This is a genomic window from Bacillus sp. FF-1 (assembly GCF_028548245.1).
In the GTDB taxonomy this organism is placed as follows: Bacteria; Bacillota; Bacilli; order Bacillales; family Bacillaceae_G; genus Bacillus_A; species Bacillus_A paranthracis.
Map to the genome: position 1 here is coordinate 130,520 of NZ_JAQQGG010000011.1, position 17,912 is coordinate 148,431.

The following is a 17,912-nucleotide window of genomic DNA, read 5'->3' on the forward strand; positions in this document are numbered from 1 at the left end:
CCCTCCTATATCATTACTTCTCAATTGGTGCAGCTTTCATAAAAGCCTTTTGAGCTTGGAAAATGATATAGTGATTCGATACGGTACCTTCATCAAAGAGTTCGTTAACGAATTGGGCAACAGTCATGGCAGCGAACTTATTGGTAATAACGCGCTGTGGTTCTGAAGCAGCTAATTCGGAACAACTTAATTGACTTGGAGCCGTTTCTTTTTTCGTAAAAGCATCCGGAAATAAATCGCCAAGCGGTGAAAGAATGACCTCGCCATTCAATTTAACTCCACATACTGCTTGTCCGTTATAACCACTGTTTTTATAATCAGCTATTTGTTGAGGTGTCCAATGTCTTTTATTTACTTCTCTCCAATTATCAGGAACGGTTACAGCTGTATTCCCTACATCGATGTAAAGAAGATTATCCGATTGATGGAAGAATTGATGAAAGACCTCACGAGAAAACATATTATCTACTGCCCCAATTACAATTGGCAGATACAAGTAGTCGTCTTTATGTTGTTTTTTTAATAAATCATATTTATTACCAAACAACTGCTGCATTGTTTCTATGTCTTCTATGTACTGTGACGTAAAGGAAGAGATAGGAACGTTATAGCCAGCTTTATATCGACGAGCCAGTACTTGTGCTTTGTATTTACCAACATCAGGTCGAATAAAGAGTTGATTTCCAAGGTTTTTTTCTTCAACCGTGTCTGGATCTGCAACTACAATTTCGCCATCCAATTGAAAAATACTCATCATTTGAGCAATATGTTGTAAAATTAATCCTCCGTTTCCTCCAGCACCTACTAATACAATATGTGGTACAATCTTCTTTCCTTCTGCAATATCAATAACAATACTCATTTTTATAGCCCCCTATTTTCTTTTGATTGTGTATTCTCTAAATTTCGTAGAAATGGAATCGATAAATTTGTAATCCTATGCACGGTATACAAGTCAAATGAATGCATCAATAGTATCGGTGCAGCATAAATGACTCCTTCCTCTGTCCTTCTAATGCTTTATATATGTGATTCATCTCTAACTTGCACATAAATTGAAATAGCTTATAGTCATCATGCGATTCCTCTATTGCATGTTTATTCTTTGTAAGAACTAACATGTAGTGCTTTATCTTTGTAAACATTGAGCCGTGAATTGTTTTTAATGTTGTCATAATAAAGAAAGAGACATAAAATATGTCTCTTTTACGCCCCCTTGTGTATCTATTTTAAAAGTGTGATCCTACTTAAATCGTAATTTTGGCTTATCCCTTTCGTTGCATATTCTCCTGCAAATATAAAGTTAGGGTTAATAGAATGAAATTCCCCATTTACACAAGTGCGTACAAGTAGTTCAGGGAAAACATCCTCTATTCTGCCAACAATTGCATAAAGAATAGGAGCCCGTTCACTTTGATCATCTAAATCACTTGGTTCAGCAGAGAAACGATGATGACTATGTATCTCCATAATTTTCATAGCGATAGACTGCATCTCTATATTCGTTTCAGGGATTACAATTTCAGTTGCTACCTGCTGGCGTGGAAAGTCCATAAAATAACCACGCTCTGTATTGAAATAGATATCAGCATGTAATTCGCAATCACGTTTACGAGAAATGGCCTGTGCAATAATGATAAAGTCCATTAATAAGATCCTCGGAATAAAATCCCCAGGTAAAAAATGCTTACGCCAAGCACCAAAAGAAAAAGGACAATCTGAAATAGATTGTCCCTCTACAGTACTTGCTCCTTTTGCGCCGACAGTTAAAATCGGAAGTAGTGCATTTGTATCCTCATCAAATTTAATGACAGTTAAGCCTTTAACAAATGAGGGATAACGATGCTCTAATTTTACGCGGATGTCCTCTGCTTCTATTTTTCTTACATCTGTTGAATCTCCATTTTGAACAGCGATTCCATGTGTAATTTCTTCTTCTGTAAACCAATCTACTAACGGTATATCTCCAAATACTACGTGACGAACAACCGTTGTTGTATTGATTTTATCTAGACAATCTGTAGATTTTGTAGCCTTAACTTTCTTACTACTCTTTGTCTTATCTTTTGTTTTTTCCTTTTTTTCTTCCTTTTTAGCAGTGGCTTGCTCTGAAGCAGCTTTTTTCACTGGTACTGTTGTTTCCTCTACTTGTTTTTCCATATCAAAAAAATCGAATAAGTTAGTCATATTAAAAATCCTCCTAGTATGTTTTCTTGTATATAATCCCGCTATTTATTAAAAAGTAATTTCTGATTCTATTAGAATAGAATCATCAAAACTTTGGTTTTCAAATCGTTTAAATAACTCTCCTACTGGTTCCGTGTGAGTATGTGTAAGGTCATGGTTGAATGAACTTGCAAAGAATAAAACATGAAATGTTTCTAAATCTTTTAAAGTCCGGAATTCAGGTATCACAACTCTACCCGTACATACAGATCCACTAGGATGAACATTAGAATATGGAAATTGATATAATTTCATTCCTTCTTCTAACTCCATATCTTCTTTTACAGCAAAGACAGAGATATTCGTAACTCGTTTTTGGTACACCGTATAACGAAATAATAGACGTGGAAAGCCTACTTGTTGAAACGGTCGTTCAAAAAAATGAATATCCCACTGAGCCTTTGGTACTTCAATCCAAACAGCTTGTTTATCTCCACTCTTAGATAACACCTCGTGTTTTATACAACCTTTTGGGAGTACGCCACTAGAGTAATGAGTATTATCTTGTGTACCCTGCTCCATAACTTCTTTTAAAGCTAAATAAAAGTCCTTAAAAGTAACGGCAGTTTCTCCACGTGATAATTCGTTGTTAAATTGCTGTATGGTTACAATTCCTTTTGGCTCTAAAGCATCAAATATTGCTACTGTCTTCATTTGTTGTTTCCCCCTGCGTATAGATTGCTTCCAATAAATCTAGTAACATTTCAAATTTATATGGCCCGTATAATGGTTCCTCGCCATAATAGAGATAAAGAGATTCCTCATTAATTTGGTAAGAATACCTTACTGGATAACAATCTAGTAATATTGAAATTTTTTCTTTATGCTTTGGTGATATGCCATCTATCGTTTCAGCTATAGCACCCCATGTGTCCTCTGCAGCTTCCTGTATTTCCTTTAATGGTATGTCGAATAATGTGGAGAGCTTTTCATGCTCTTCTTCATCAATTGGAAAAGCTTCTAAGCCCATATCTTCGATCATGTCCGTACCCAATTCTTTAAATCCTTCTTCATGGTCTAATTCATAGATATTCTCTCGCTCTAAATACGATGGAGAATACTGTGTTACATCAATCGAAAGCGCATGCAGCCTTTTAAAGTAATGTAAGAAATGAAATTGACATGAATAAAATTTAGATAGATTTATGTTTAATAGGTTCATGGAAAGTAAGAAGATTACAATCGTATCTGTTGTTTCTATGTCCTCCCACCTTAGTGATTGGTTTTCATCTAGAAAATCCACACAAGTTAGGATTTTACCAATTGCCCCATGAGAGATTTTGTTGAAATCTATCTCTATATCTTTAGAAAGGCTTTCTAATATATATATTTCCTCTTGATATCTTTGTTTAATTTGTTCCCAACATACAATGCTATAAGTTTTGTTTAACTTAAGTGATAGTAAGTAGTTTGACATCGCTACATTAGATGCATAGCTAAATAATTTCTTCATTTTTAGGCCCTCTGTACTAACTTGCTATATTTTTTGTTAACTGTATCTCTTCAAAGATACGAAGTAACATCTCAATTCGTTTAATTGCTGGAAAATATGTATCATCATCATAGAAAAGGTAAAGTTTTTCCTCTTCAGCTTGGTAAAGCATACGTATATCAAACTGATTCTGGATTGAATGAAAGAAACTTTGATCCTCTATCTTGATATTAGAGAACATTTCACCAATTGGACTCCATGCATTCTCGATAATGCGGTTTAATTCATCCATGGGTATATGAAATAGATTCGAATATATGATTAGAGTATCTTTATCGTCGCTATCTACCTCTTCATGATGTAATTTCATATCTTGAATTAAGTCATCCCCCCAGCTTTTAAATGAATCCTCACAATCGTATTCTTCGAAATTATCTTGTTCTAAATAATTGGGGTAATAATCTTTTACGGGAATTCCTAATCTATACATACGCATAAATATCTCCATAAGATACAATTGCGATGTATAGAAGCAGGAAAGATCAGTATCTAAAGATTTTTCCGCAATCATGATTATTTCAAGTAAAGTTTTCGAATCTAAATTAATAGGGAAATTGGAGTCCTCTTCTAAATAAGAAACGGCAGCCATTACTTGTTGAATGGCTCGTTCCGAAATCTTGCTGAAGTCTATTTCTCTTGAGTGCTCTAAACAATCTAATATGTAGATTTCTTCTTCATGTTTCTTATCTGCAAGTAATTCATGTAGTAAGTGAGCATTCTTTTGTATTTTTAACGAAAGTAGATACCTTCTTACTTTCTGCTGATTGTATGTAAATAATAATTTCATACCTGGTTCCCCTTCGTCTTTTCTCGAATCATTGCCGCAAGACGGATTATAATTTCATAATAAGAAAGTACCCATTCATCAAATGAGTACTGTTCATAACCATCCTCTAGAAATTCAATCAAAATATGACTGGGATACGCTTCACTTTGATAGGTGTTAAACGAAAATTCATGTAACACGAATTGAAAATCAGATTGTGTTATATGTTCCGATCCTATACATAAATAGTAACCAGCTGTATCGAAGTAACATCCTTCCGCAGCCATAGAACTAATATCCGAAGCGAAATTCGAATACATGTCTTCTGAGCTAAATAACGTCCCATCTAACAGGTCTTCTTCAGTTCCAAAGGCAAAGTGACAAAATATACTTGTTTGCTCGTTAAAACGCGCAAGCGACTCGAATAATAGTTCACTTGTGATATGCAACTTGTCCCTGTGAAAATCATTGATATTGATTAAGAATGGGATGTTATATTTACGAATTAATTTTTGTATGCGTAGTATCCGAATGTATACTTTCATCTCATTTCCTTGATTAAATAAATATCTCATCTTCTAGCCCTTGCTTTTCTACATCTTCTAGTTGTTCAGTGAAAAGATGTAAATGTAGCATTTCTTTTAATTCACAATCTGGACCATTTATACGAAATGAATTACCACTATAAAACGTGACATAATGACGTAGCTGTTCAAATTGCTTTTCAAATTCATCTATATGTTCTAATGGTATGTTTTCTAAATCAGGCATTTCGTTTGCAATAAATCCATTTATAATCGATTCAAAGGATTGACGAAGTTCTTGATTATTAGGAAGGACTTCTTTTGACTGTAAAAAGTCAAAGAAGTCACTGTGATTCATACTCATTTGGATGCCCCCTTACACGCGAACCGGTAGAATTAACTGCAGATTAGAGTGAGTTGTATCCTCTGCTCCCACTACAACGATAGGTCTCTGATTACTAATCATTTTTATCGCGATTGTTTCAGAAGTTATCGTTTGTAGTGCTTGCAGCAGATATTCCACATTACAAGCCAATGTAAATGCTTCTACTTGATTACATGGAATTTCTACACTTGCAGTACCTACTTGAGAATTTTGTGGTTTAAGATGGATGCTTTCTTTTCCTTCTGACGTAAGTACGATTAAGGAAGAAAATGCTGAAAGCTGCTCCAACGTGTTTTTAAATTCTTCACGTGATAGTTGTATTTCACTTTTAAATTCGCCGGGTACCATACGTGCCGTATCAGGATATGTACCAGCTAATAATCTAGACTGATAAATAATACTTTCGCCACGGATCAACAGCTGTGTATCACTAATTAGCTTTAATTGTAAATTTGTTTCACGATTAAAGAGCTTAAGAGCTGTTTTAAGAGACTTAATCGGTAACACGACTCCACCATCTTTTGCGATAGTGATCTTTGTACAATCAAAATGTAAACGGGCTAAACGGTGAGCATCAGTTGCTATACTAAAGAACTTATCATCAACTGATTTTAAGTTCACACCTGTTAGGATTTTACGTGTATCCATTGCAGGAATAGCATGTAATGTTCCGTTGGCCATTGATACAAATTGTTCTTGTGAAAGTGAAATCCAGTCTTCCCCTGCTTCAATTTTAATTTCAGGATATTCTTCGTGATCCATGGTACAAAAGCTAAATTGTTTCTTCTTACTTTCTACGATTTTTAGCTCATTGTTTTTATGTTCAAGACCGATGAATTCACTTTTGAATTTCTTAATTGTTTTAAGTACCGGAGCAGCTGCAAAAAGCACCTTCCCCGGTTCAGTACAATCCCCACTGTTTACGTTAAAGCGAGTTACTAATGTTACTGTTTCTGTACCGTCTGACCCCATTAGAATCATTCCCTTTGAATTACAATCCAATAAAACACCTTGTAATGCAGGCATTGGGTTTTTAACGTCTACAGTAGCACTAGCTTTCTCTAATTTTTCGATAAATAATGTACGGTTAATAGTAAATTGCATAATAAATCCCTCCAAAAAGTAATAAAAAAAGAACAGACCTCATATCCTGTTCATTCGTTTTCCTGCTATAAAACAAAGGTTTACGCGCTTTGTTGTTTTTTTAACTGTTCTATAAGTTGATGAATGGCTTCTGTATGATCATGAAGTAACCATTCTCTAAAGGACGTAACATCACCAGGAATAAGAGCTGATAACCACCGGTTAAGCTGTTTCTCATTTCCAGGACGAATATTCTTCGCTTCGTGAATCAACTGTAAACTAGTTAGCATTCCTTCTAAACCACCAATCGTCGTATCCTCAAAGGTTCTTGCTTGTGCGTTATAATTGTGATTATAGGCAAGTAGAATCTCCTTGGATGTAATACTTAATGGTTTTGCAAGCTCTTGTATGTTTTGAATTAATACTCCTAGACTTACTTGGCCATTCGATGGTTCCTTCTTTGAACTTCCTTGTTTATGTTTTTGTTGTAACATAGTAGGTGGTGTGAAATGGTACCCTTTCTTTTGATAAGAAACATAGATACTATTTGGACCATTGCTACGTGTAGAAAGTTCTACTTTTATAGGTTTTACATTATAATACCGATAGGTAAGCCAATTCTTCAGCATTACCTGTTAAGAGTGGCTTTTCCCCCGGTCCACACCGTACGTGAGACTTTCACCTCATACGGCGCTCCATCTAATAATCAAATAGCATGAATTTTGTTCCTGAATCGTTTCAGTTTATTAATTTCCTTATTATTCAAGATGCTGCTCATATCAACTTCATTGTGTATTGCCTTGTGAATTTCCTTATCTACACAGGCTAGATTTGGCAGCTTATTGACTTCTTCTAACGGGAGATTAGGATTAATGTGATGAACATGCAGGTTGTGCTTCCCAAGTGGGACTCCTGTAATTCTACATTTTCCTCTATCTCTGTTGAACGCATATCCTCTATTCATAAAGTACTCAAAATTGTATCGGGGTGAATTCACAAGTTTTTTCCTGACTTTCTCAAGGAGAGAGAGGCTTGTAATTTCATCTAGTCTGACACTGAACTCCTTTGTTCCCTTTCTTCGCTCGATTAATTTACGTCCCGAAGGAGAGTATGGAGTTTCATTTTGAACCTTTTGTTTATATAGGTTTTCGTTCATCTTGGTTAGGTTTAAATGCATAATGCCAATGTAGCCAACTTCGGTTTTAATAGCTAAAGTCTTTTGTGTCCGTTTAGGGTATTTGTCCGCAAGGTTAATACACTTGTTGATAGGATGTAAGACCCCACCACGCCTAGATAGAAGATTAAAAGTCTTTTTTCTTAACTTATAACCTTCTCTATCCATTATGGGAGATTCGGTGGCATATGAATAATAATTTATTAATCCTCTAACCTTTGAGTTATAGGCTAAGATTAGCTGTGCATTACTCAGTTTATCGTGGCTTAATCTTTTGCCGAGAGAAGTGAGTGTGGCTCTGAGTTCTTTTACTTTTCTTTTAATCTTCTTATCAGAAGGAGTTATTTGGCTGATATATCTTGTCTTTTTATCCTTCTTCTTTTTTCCTTTTACACCTTTTAAGACTACCTTGTATTTGAAGCCAAGAAATTCTATTGGCTTATGCCTGATGTTGGTTATTCTTGTTTTCTCTTCGGATAGTTCAAGTTTAAGTTCTTTCTGAAGAAAATTCTTGATAACAGTCTTCCATCTATAAGCATGGGATTTGTTATTAGTGACTAGAACCCAGTCATCAGCATATCTGATTAGATAGCCTGGCTTAAGGTTAGAAGATTTTAAACCTCGTAATTTATGATCGTGTTTCGAATACTCATGTCTGGTTGTAAATTCTTCAAATTGCTTGGCAACCCATTTGTCGAAGGAATGTAAGTATACATTTGCTAAGAGGGGGCTTAATATGCCACCTTGGGGTGTACCATTGTCATTTCTAATGATATTTTTGAAGATTCCAGCTTTGAGGAATTCCGTTATTAGGCACAATATTCGTCTATCTTTGATTCCCATGCTCCATAGTTTTTTTATAAGAATCCTATGGTTTACTTTGTCGAAGAATTGACGAATATCACCTTCTACGATCCAGTGATACCCAGTGTTATGAACAAGGACTTTTACTCTTTCCAACGCATGATAGGTAGTTCTTTCTGGTCGAAACCCAAAGCTGTATTTGAAGAATTGTGCTTCGAGTACAGGCTCTAAGACTTGCTTCATCATTTGTTGAATTATCCGGTCTTCTATGGTTGGAATACCGAGAGGTCGTTGTCCGCCATTAGCCTTTGGAATAAACACACGTTTTATTAGGTGCGCCTTGAAATTTGTGAGTCTACCACGAATTAACTCGATAAGTTTTTCTTCGGATAGTCTGAGGTAGTCTTGGATTGTTTTTCCGTCTACCCCTGGAGTCATGGAGCCTTTATTGCTTTTTAGCGAGTGTATCGCAGTGACAATATTAGGTTTTGACATCGCAATTTCAAGGAGAGATGTGTGTTTGATTCTCGTCTTTTTTTCCATATGCTCTTTTGTTTTTGAGTACAGCTTGTCTAATGTTCTCTTTAATTCTGTTTCTGATTCAAGAGTATTTTCTAGTTTTCGCACCAAATTGCATCACCTCTTTTGCTGAGATTTTGCTCTAAGGTTTAGTCGGTTACTGTTACACATTCCTAGAATAATTTTGCCTTTGCATGATTATTAGACTTGGGCCCTTCCCTCTAGTTATATTACATAACCTTCTTTGGTACTATGACCCTACTGCCATTGGTGTTAAGGAACTTCAGTATTGTATGTGTAATACCTTATATCCACGAACCGATAATTAACCATCGTATGACGTTCTCACCAACTTCAACTGTTCCACATGTTTTAGCCTTACATATAGCCTTAGGACTCACCTTTATGCCGTCAGTTACTAATGAACTAATCGTAATTTGATTCATTAGATGAATAGGGTATAGTCCCTATCCGCAGATTTGATATACCTTATTATCATTTCCACAACTGAAAAGGTATGGTTTTACCTCCTCCATATTTCTAAGGAACGGATAGTATCGACACGTACATTCAGTGATTCGCCAGAATCTATGATTCATTCTATCCATAGCTATTTTATGGCGTCCCGATTACTTTTCTTACCATGTTCCCTGAGGAATTTAGGTTCGATTTTCACCGCCTTCAACGGGCTCATAACAATGATAGGGTTCTCTATTATTGCTATCCGTAGTATTAGACCTTTTCAAGAGTTTACGATGTTCTTGCAAGACTTACTTCCGAGTCTTGATAGTCAAACATGCAGTTAGAACATTTTATAGTTCCCTCGCTTTTATATAGTGTGTTTCCACAACTTTTTGTGCGAGAACAGTTCACACAAGGTATCTTCCCACGCCCCAAAGTACAGCAGCTCTTTTTAAACTATTCGAAAAGCCACCTTTTACAGAACTGTAGTCAGATTCTTCACTTCCATCCTCTTTTGATATCCAACGTTCATTCAAAAACACTGATATGGTACATTTCGTTGCCTTCTCACCCCATTTTTCATAAGACACTTGCCATTTATCAATACCAAAGACTTCATCAAATCGGTCCTGAATGGCGCGTGCGTCAACAAATGGAGCTACATACGCAAAAAAACGACCTTGGCTTTCAAATGTATGTGTAATTTTCCAACCTAATTGTTCGAACGGAAATTCAGCTTGTAAACTTTCCATTATATTCGTCATAATAATCCTCCTGTATTACTTGTTATTTCGAATCTGGGTGTTACCACTCTTTCTTTCGAAGTTCATCAATCATTTCACATATAATTCCTCTGTTTTCATGAAGCAGCCAATCCTCATAGGAAGTAATATCTTTTCCTGACTGAATGGATAGACGCTTATTCAAATCCTCTATACTTTTACAACTGATATTCCTTGCTGCATAAATGAGACTTAAACTTACTTTCAAATCTCTTAAATCAGAAATGGTAATATCCTTAAATGTCGTAGCTTTCGTATTGAAGTTTTGATTGTGCGCTTGCAACATTGATAAAGAACTGATCCATAAAGGATTAGCTAGTTCTTTAATTTCTTTAATAATGTCATGTAAATGAGCATCATTTTGTAATTTCCCTTGTGATTTTTCCATGGCTAAATTCATGATGTTTCCCCCTAATTAATAAAATAATTGCCTAAAGTGCTGGCTATACAATAACTCCAAACTTGAAGACAACACAAAAAGGGCTTCTTCAAGTCGATTAAAAATGTGCATAGCAAAATAAGCTATAAATACACTAATCGGCTCAAAGAAGCCCTTTCATAAATGAAACAAGACGCAACTTGCTTCTACAACTCAACCACAACACAAAAAAGGTGTGGGAATAAACGGAATCAATTAAATAATAAATATATCTGTATATTAAACTATCTTTATTTTTAATGCAAGTAAAAAAGAGTGAAACAACCGTATCACTCTTTCATCCATAGTATATTATTTGCTCCAAAACTCATTATAATACCAAGCTCGATAAGAAACATGTTCTGAAACATCCATTATTTTCATACGTCTTCTATGATTTTTAGGGTGAACAGGTATACTATATACCTTCGCATCGTCTGGTTTCATCATATCTTCTACTTCAATTTTTACAACTTTTAGATGGTATGGCATACGACCATTGCTAAAAATATCCCCTACACAAATTGTCCAAAGACTTGTTTCTATTTCAGTTACACTATTCATTTTATATTCTCCTCTATAAATTAATAAAAAAGACACTGAACAAATACGTCCAATGTCTTTTTTCCCTCTTATATACTAGTTAACTCAAAGTATAATTTTTCTGGTTTTCCATACATGTTAATTTCATTTTGATATACGACAGCTAATTGCTGAGACATCTCAATGCTTTCCACATAGGATAATGAAGCGGCTGCTTCTATTTTTTCTTTAATCTCATTAGGAATGGCTGAGTAAGATAAGCTATCCATTTTACTTCCTAATTTAGTATCTGTAGCAGCTTCATAATAAATTTCGGTAATTAGGACCTTATTATCATCTGGATCATACATATATCCTCGGTTAACTGTAATCATATTGTAGTGCTCCTCTCAGGTTTACATTTTCTAATTCCTTGTGCTTTTAGCATTGCAACAAGTTCCTTACCTATATATAAATCCCATATTTTCTATAGTTGCATTCCATTCTATATCTACTGTACTATGTCTCTTTTATGAAATGTTCTTAAAAACGGAGAGTTCAGAAATTCTTAACAAAAGTAGGATATGATAAACCCTTGGATTTGGTTGAAATTTCTTACCGCTTTTATTATTCGACATTCTCTAAATTAGCTTTTTTACAGTGTAATAGCATAGGCCCAGGAGCCTTTTTCAAACCTGAATGTATCAAGATCTTTATCTATACGATAGAAAACATTCGGTTCATGCTCTGAAACTACTGCAAAATACATATAGACTGTCCCTTTACCTAAATATTCGATTCTCTCAATTGACAAAGAGAACATATCCCTCATAAGTTGTTTACAATATAAAATCTCTCTTAATTCTTTTTCAACATTCATAATATACACCTACTTTATTAAATTTATGGTAGTAAATTTGCTATAACACATGGGAAATTTACAATCTTTTGACGATGATAGATTTCTTCTACGGTGTCATAGATTGCTATATGTCCATAATCTACCTTTACTCGCTCATGCAAATCTAATCGTTTTATATTAACGTACTCTACTTCACCATAATCACTTTGCGCTTCCATTAAATAAAATCCTACTGCTTCATATGGACTATTGGCTGCAATAAGTGCTATAGCTTGATTTTCCCCGTAACTAACCTTATAAAATTTCATTAATAGTTCCCCTCCCCAAATAGAAAAAAGCACCTTAAAATTGTGCTTTAGTCACTCTTATTATTCGTTTAGCCTAAATGGTCTAATACAAGTATTTCCTAACTTAAAGACAACACAAAAAGGGCTTCTTTAAGTCGATTAAAAATGTGCATAGCAAAATAAGCTATATATACACTAATCGGCTCAAAGAAGCCCTTTCACAAATGAAACAAGACGCAACTTGCTTCTACAACTCAACCACAACACAAAAAAGGTGTGGGAATAAACGGAATCAATTAAACAATAAATATAGTTATATATTAATCTATTTTTATATCATATTCAATTGTTTTAAGGGAACAAAAATAAGAAGGGAATTTATATATAGTTGTTTTATGTACTATATAATAATGCCCCTGTTTCAACGTTTATAAATCCCCTCTTATTTCAGTTCTTGTTGTTACTTCATGTACTGCATTTCAAAATAGAGTTTTTCTGGTTTTTGATTTTGGTCTAAATAACAAAGTATTTCTGGAATGGTTTGTTCTTCTACTTCCATACTTTCCATATAAGACATACTTTCGTTTTCTTGAACTTTTTTAAAAATGGAAGTAGGGAGTTTTTCTGCAGCAAACACACCCATTTTGCTTCCTAACTTTTGTTCGGATGCAGCGTTGTAGAAAATTTCGTTTACAATGACCTCATTATCATCTGGATCATACATGTACCCTCGTTGTATACGTAGCAATGTGTTACCCCTTTCAAATATATTCCTTTACACGAATGATTATATTTGTATATATTGTTTTTCTGCATAAAGGTGTCAAAGAATATTATTTCGTAAAATCCGTAATTTGTATAGGGGCAGATACAGGATAATTAATTTTCTTAAGTTGTTTTTAATGAGAAGATTGTTTGCAACCGATTTGAAATGGTAATTATGAAGTTTGTTTTTTTATATTTGTATATGTTAAAATAATGAATTAAAATAATATTTTATGTAAATATAGGAGGATTTATGAAATTATACAAAATTATTACTGCTATTATGTGTTTTGTAGTATTAGCAGCGTGTTCAGTATCTAAAGAAGAATATATTGAAGCAATAGCAAAGGTAGGACATGAATCTGGTGAAGAGATGGAGAAGGCGAGTGACAAATCTCTATCATTTAATGAGAGAAAAGAACATGCTGAAAAAGCTATTTCCCTCATTAATAAAATTCAAAAAATAAATGCTCCTTCTGAATTTAAAGAAGCACATGAAGACTATAAAAAATACTCTAAAATGTTAATTAATGAAATTAATAAAATGCCAGAATTAACTAGTAAATCAACCAATATGTTTGATAACACTAGCGAAAAAGATTTAGATGAAATGTCTAACTACTCAAATTCCTTCGAGGAAAAATTAGGTGAAAATGCACGAAACCAACTTCATGAAAAAAATAGAGATTATAGACGTATTACTAAAGAAGAATATATATCGATTGTCTCTAAGGAATTAAAAGCATTTCTTGCTTGCTTTAAAGATGATAAACCATTTGCGAAAGATAAAAAATCTGTACAAGCTCTTATGAGACAAGCCCAGGAGCATCTTGATAAAGTGTTAACTGCAATTCCGCCTAAAGAATTAGAAGAAGAAGAAAAAATATTTAGAAAAGCTGGGGCAAAATTATGGGAAGCTACAGATATACTTTATTTTGATCCTACTATGGAAGAAGAAGATACACTAGATAAGTTTAATAGTCTATATGACGAGGGTATACAGTTACATAATGAATTTATGGAAAAACTACTTAAAAAGGTTTAGCCTACATTACGAAATTCTAAAGCTTATATAAGAAAACTAGCCACCCCTTAAGAGTGCAGGGGTGGCTTAGTTTGTTATGAATAACTTTGTATTTAATTGTTTAATCTCCCCTTCTGCAAGGGGCTCATAAAATGCATGTTGCAATCCTTGTATGTGCAAGGTTTCTCCTATACATAACAATACTTTACCAGGAAGCAGGTCGAGTAATAGTTCATTATTAATTTTCTTTGCTTGGTTTTCAGTAGAAACATATATAACTAAGACTGTAGGATTGTTTCCTAAATCTTGCATAATAACATCTTTTCCTGACTCTACGAAATCTTTCCATCGAGCAATAATTCGTTTTAAACGATCCTTTTTATCTGTTAATAGGGAGGAGTATACAACGAAATTAAATTTATGATTTACTCCGCCTTGCACTGCAAAACTTAAAGGAGGGGTAAAAACCCCTTTACTAATAGATGGATGCATGATATGCCCTAAAAACGATGGAGCATAACGTAGATGGCAGATTAAATCTATATCGTGCCAATAACGTAGGTGAACATATTTACCGTGATTATCAATTCGTTCTGGAGCAAAGAAGAACATATTTCCCTGCCAGTATTTTAAAAATTTGTAACCATTGTCGGATAACGTATATGTTTCTTCAAAGATCTCCATATCAAAACTCTCCACTTGCCATTTTTCAATTAGACGGTAGTAAAGTAATCCTTGAAGTGCATCATTTATTTTCTTACGTGAATATTTATCCTTAAATAAATATAATAAATGATTAAATCGAACAGATGTATGAACACCAATGAAAGCAAGTACGGTATACTGTTCTTCTGTTAAACGCTGCTTAAACTTAACCAATTCGTCAAAAGAATGGAATACATAGGTTTTATCCAGTTCATGTATTCGATATATTTTAAGTCCCTGTACATCCTCACTTGATAAATGAGGAATAGAAGGGACATAAGTAGGCAATTGTTTCTCTATTGTACGCATAGTCATCCATTAAAATTGGAAAATTGACGAATTAGTTTTTTTACTTTGTCCCTGCGGATAATTTAGGATACGCACTGTACCTTTTCTATTTTTGGCGTCGATATTAAGCAGCTCACATGTAACAATCGTTTGATTTTTCGCATCTTCTACAGTTGGATTGGCAAGATTACGGCTCTTGAGTCCTTTAAACTGAATTCCTGGTGCAACCTCTACGAAAATACCCGCAATAGCGTCTACCCCTACAATTTTACCTACAAATCGGTCACGGCGTTTCTTTAGTTCTAACAATTTTTCAATTGGATCTGTTTCTAGTTTCTTTTTATTTCCTCTAAATTCATAACGGCCATTCTTTTCCCCTACTTTATCGATGATAAGTTCTACAACATCACCAATGACAATATCCTCCGGACGGACGAATGTATAGGACCAGTGTGAGTACCGTACACCTATTGTTACACCGTGTACTTCAACTAAGACTGTTTGTGCAGATGGGATATGTCCTGAAACGGTTCCTGTGTATACCTTGTTGCCCTCTTGCGCTGTCACTTCTTCATATAATCTTTTTTGAAGTGCCAATTCTCCTGCAGTGATAGATACAACAGCAAAGTTGCCTTCCTCCGTTTTTTGGAAGTGTTCAATGATTAAAGGCTTGGTTCTACCAACTAGCCATTGAGGATTTTTAGGAACATTTATACCTGCCTCTGTAATGGGGCAATATGCTGTTGTATGAGTACCAATTTGCATTGTAAGTACTTGTATACGCTCAGACTTTCCGTTTTTAGTTGGGAATAGCTTTTCAGATACGACTGTAATCAAGCCTTTTCCTACAGTACGCTCACGTTTCATACGGGCTAATTCCTCTAGTTCATGATCACGTACTCGCTCAAATTGATTAAAGTTTGTTTCTAGCACTGTGTCACCTTGTAGGTTCTCTGCTTCAAAAGCCATTCCAAGTTCTTCTACAGTTTGAGTGTTTGTCTTATCTTCTGCCATTATATTTTCCTCCTAGAACGTAAAAAAGGACACACCTGTACCGTTGGGATGGTACGTAAGGTGTGTCCTTCACGTAAATTATGGTTTATTTATATAGTTGTTAATACAAATATAATGGTATTTCTACTCAAATGCAAGAATAATTTTAAAATCATAAGTTTGCTATAGGTTAAATCAAAATCTAGAATGCAGCCTTACTAGGGGGACCGCTAGTATTTCGGAAAAAACACGCTAAGAGTATGCATAATTTTATACAATTTTTCGAGTAATTCAGTAACAAACGAGAACCCTAAAACCGCACCAAGATAGGAATGTATAAAAAATTGAATAGATCCATAGAACAAAAAAAAGCGGACTCCCTGTGAGAGTAAGGGCCCGCTTTTTTCCTCTCTACCAATAATGATGCGTTATGTTAACTGTACTTGTATACAATATACAAAACAAAAATACTTTTTTAGATGCAAACACATATAAGATATCTAAAGTTATAGATGAACAAAATGTACTATTGAAGAATATATAAAATATATATCAAATATATATCAAATATATATCAAATATAGTACAAGCCTATTCATTACATCCTTAGTAAAAATAAAATTTTATGGCTTTTGGAGGAAAACATATGCCCAAAAAAGTTCTCTTGTTTACAGATTTGGGAATTGATGATGTGTTTGCTATTCTGTACACCTTTTTTCGTAAGGATATCCAACTTGTGGGGATTGTAGCGGATTATGGAAATGTATCGAGAGAGAATGCTATAAAAAATATTAACTATTTGAAGTATATTTCGGGAAGAAAAGAGATACCCGTATTTCTCGGTGCTTCTGTACCTTTAACAGGTATATTGGTTCAATATTTTCCTGAAGTACATGGAAAAGTAGGACTAGGACCTATCATTCCACCTGAAATCCCTTATCCAATTTATCCCATAAATGATATTTACAAAATTATAAACTCAAATTTAGACGATCTTACAATTATCAATTTGGGAAGACTTTCATCATTGGCTACGTCATTTATTTTGAATTTAGAAGCAATGCGGAATGTGAAAGAATACATTTGCATGGGTGGAGCCTTTTTTTACCCCGGAAACGTGACTGCTGTGGCTGAAGCTAACTTTTACGCAGACCCTTATGCAGCAAACTTAATTCTGCAGCATGCGAAGAATTTGACAATTATTCCATTAAACGTCACCCAACACGCGATTGTTACACCTGAAATGGTTCAACAAATTGATGCATTTCACCGGAATACACAAGACCTTGCAGGACTCATCATCAAACCTATGTTAGACTACTACTATAATTTCTACTCTAAATCGAATCCTGGCATAGGAGGAAGCCCTATGCATGATTTTGTAACAATATGGTATTTGTTGAATCCAGATGCAGTTCGTCTGTCAAAAGTGCCCATCAAAGTAATTCCCGATCAAGGAGAAGGATTTGGTCAAAGTATCGCAGACTTTCGTTTTGTGACAAATCCAGGTTATAAAACACATAATATCGCTTTTCAGTTCAATTATGAAAGATTTAAGAGAGATATTATGGAAACATTTTTAAGGAAAAGACTATAGCATATCCTAAGTAAAGATAAAAATACATATTTAAAAAAGAATTATTTATAGTTGGATGTATTGTAGTTGCTATGAGTTTACTAAAATAGAACTTCCTATATCGAGAATTATGGTGCGACAAGAAGTCGCATTCCCACAGGGTAGCTTCTGCTACTAGATTAGATGCAAAGTCTATCTCCATCCGAAACTGCGGACTTGGTAACGGGCTCGTGGGTTGCATGAGGAAATGTGGAA

Annotated in this window: 20 protein-coding genes and 2 pseudogenes; 2 read left to right on the forward strand and 20 right to left on the reverse strand. The window is 34.5% G+C overall.

Annotation, left to right across the window (positions count from 1 at the left end; genetic code table 11):
* Positions 1–13 precede the first annotated feature (13 nt).
* The 18 genes and pseudogenes from PQF83_RS25970 to PQF83_RS26055 all read right to left on the reverse strand — a co-directional run bounded on the left by PQF83_RS25970 (position 14) and on the right by PQF83_RS26055 (position 13,030).
* Positions 14–862 carry a ThiF family adenylyltransferase gene (locus PQF83_RS25970; RefSeq protein WP_046647661.1) on the reverse strand — a complete coding sequence of 283 codons (849 nt, stop codon included), beginning with the start codon at positions 860–862 and terminating at the stop codon, positions 14–16.
* A gap of 2 nt (positions 863–864) precedes the next feature.
* A pseudogene (locus PQF83_RS25975) lies at positions 865–1,175 on the reverse strand (hypothetical protein).
* A gap of 49 nt (positions 1,176–1,224) precedes the next feature.
* The gene (locus PQF83_RS25980; RefSeq protein ID WP_046647663.1) at positions 1,225–2,187 is read right to left on the reverse strand and encodes a hypothetical protein; all 963 of its coding nucleotides are present in this window, start codon (positions 2,185–2,187) and stop codon (positions 1,225–1,227) included.
* Positions 2,188–2,235: 48 nt separating this feature from the next.
* Positions 2,236–2,880: a hypothetical protein gene (locus PQF83_RS25985; RefSeq protein ID WP_046647665.1), complete on the reverse strand. Its 645-nt coding sequence runs from the start codon at positions 2,878–2,880 to the stop codon at positions 2,236–2,238.
* On the reverse strand, positions 2,858–3,679 hold the full coding sequence (locus PQF83_RS25990) for a hypothetical protein (protein ID WP_046647667.1): 822 nt from the start codon (positions 3,677–3,679) through the stop codon (positions 2,858–2,860). The genes PQF83_RS25985 and PQF83_RS25990 overlap by 23 nt, the downstream gene beginning before the upstream one ends.
* Positions 3,680–3,695: 16 nt before the next feature.
* Positions 3,696–4,505, reverse strand: a complete 810-nt coding sequence (locus PQF83_RS25995; protein ID WP_046647668.1) for a hypothetical protein — start codon at positions 4,503–4,505, stop codon at positions 3,696–3,698.
* On the reverse strand, positions 4,502–5,059 hold the full coding sequence (locus tag PQF83_RS26000) for a hypothetical protein (protein ID WP_001269724.1): 558 nt from the start codon (positions 5,057–5,059) through the stop codon (positions 4,502–4,504). The genes PQF83_RS25995 and PQF83_RS26000 overlap by 4 nt, the downstream gene beginning before the upstream one ends.
* Positions 5,043–5,372: a hypothetical protein gene (locus PQF83_RS26005; protein ID WP_000062338.1), complete on the reverse strand. Its 330-nt coding sequence runs from the start codon at positions 5,370–5,372 to the stop codon at positions 5,043–5,045. The genes PQF83_RS26000 and PQF83_RS26005 overlap by 17 nt, the downstream gene beginning before the upstream one ends.
* A gap of 12 nt (positions 5,373–5,384) precedes the next feature.
* Complete coding sequence (gene dnaN / locus PQF83_RS26010) at positions 5,385–6,497, reverse strand: DNA polymerase III subunit beta (protein ID WP_046647669.1); 1,113 nt, start codon at positions 6,495–6,497, stop codon at positions 5,385–5,387.
* A gap of 80 nt (positions 6,498–6,577) precedes the next feature.
* Complete coding sequence (locus PQF83_RS26015; RefSeq protein ID WP_046647670.1) at positions 6,578–7,105, reverse strand: hypothetical protein; 528 nt, start codon at positions 7,103–7,105, stop codon at positions 6,578–6,580.
* Positions 7,106–7,182: 77 nt separating this feature from the next.
* Positions 7,183–9,081 carry a group II intron reverse transcriptase/maturase gene (gene ltrA / locus PQF83_RS26020; RefSeq protein ID WP_002019929.1) on the reverse strand — a complete coding sequence of 633 codons (1,899 nt, stop codon included), beginning with the start codon at positions 9,079–9,081 and terminating at the stop codon, positions 7,183–7,185.
* A gap of 767 nt (positions 9,082–9,848) precedes the next feature.
* Positions 9,849–10,199, reverse strand: a pseudogene (locus PQF83_RS26025) (Rad52/Rad22 family DNA repair protein); the annotation flags it as partial.
* Between the two features lie 40 nt (positions 10,200–10,239).
* Positions 10,240–10,617, reverse strand: coding sequence for a hypothetical protein (locus tag PQF83_RS26030; RefSeq protein ID WP_046647673.1), 378 nt, complete (start codon positions 10,615–10,617; stop codon positions 10,240–10,242).
* Between the two features lie 330 nt (positions 10,618–10,947).
* Complete coding sequence (locus PQF83_RS26035) at positions 10,948–11,199, reverse strand: hypothetical protein (RefSeq protein WP_046647675.1); 252 nt, start codon at positions 11,197–11,199, stop codon at positions 10,948–10,950.
* Positions 11,200–11,267: 68 nt separating this feature from the next.
* Positions 11,268–11,552 carry a hypothetical protein gene (locus PQF83_RS26040; RefSeq protein ID WP_046647677.1) on the reverse strand — a complete coding sequence of 95 codons (285 nt, stop codon included), beginning with the start codon at positions 11,550–11,552 and terminating at the stop codon, positions 11,268–11,270.
* Between the two features lie 260 nt (positions 11,553–11,812).
* Positions 11,813–12,037: a hypothetical protein gene (locus PQF83_RS26045; RefSeq protein WP_046647679.1), complete on the reverse strand. Its 225-nt coding sequence runs from the start codon at positions 12,035–12,037 to the stop codon at positions 11,813–11,815.
* Between the two features lie 23 nt (positions 12,038–12,060).
* Positions 12,061–12,327: a hypothetical protein gene (locus tag PQF83_RS26050; protein ID WP_001996153.1), complete on the reverse strand. Its 267-nt coding sequence runs from the start codon at positions 12,325–12,327 to the stop codon at positions 12,061–12,063.
* A 439-nt stretch (positions 12,328–12,766) separates the two neighbouring features.
* Complete coding sequence (locus tag PQF83_RS26055) at positions 12,767–13,030, reverse strand: hypothetical protein (protein WP_001996246.1); 264 nt, start codon at positions 13,028–13,030, stop codon at positions 12,767–12,769.
* Between the two features lie 294 nt (positions 13,031–13,324).
* Here PQF83_RS26055 and PQF83_RS26060 point away from each other — a divergent pair, with 294 nt between their 5' ends.
* Positions 13,325–14,116, forward strand: coding sequence for a hypothetical protein (locus PQF83_RS26060; RefSeq protein WP_046647683.1), 792 nt, complete (start codon positions 13,325–13,327; stop codon positions 14,114–14,116).
* Positions 14,117–14,182: 66 nt separating this feature from the next.
* On the opposite strand, the gene PQF83_RS26065 is transcribed toward PQF83_RS26060, so the two are convergent.
* Both PQF83_RS26065 and PQF83_RS26070 read right to left on the reverse strand, forming a co-directional pair.
* On the reverse strand, positions 14,183–15,109 hold the full coding sequence (locus PQF83_RS26065) for a hypothetical protein (protein WP_046647685.1): 927 nt from the start codon (positions 15,107–15,109) through the stop codon (positions 14,183–14,185).
* Positions 15,110–15,118: 9 nt separating this feature from the next.
* On the reverse strand, positions 15,119–16,102 hold the full coding sequence (locus tag PQF83_RS26070; protein ID WP_000796697.1) for a hypothetical protein: 984 nt from the start codon (positions 16,100–16,102) through the stop codon (positions 15,119–15,121).
* Between the two features lie 625 nt (positions 16,103–16,727).
* Here PQF83_RS26070 and PQF83_RS26075 point away from each other — a divergent pair.
* On the forward strand, positions 16,728–17,678 hold the full coding sequence (locus tag PQF83_RS26075; RefSeq protein WP_001125083.1) for a nucleoside hydrolase: 951 nt from the start codon (positions 16,728–16,730) through the stop codon (positions 17,676–17,678).
* Positions 17,679–17,912 lie beyond the last annotated feature (234 nt).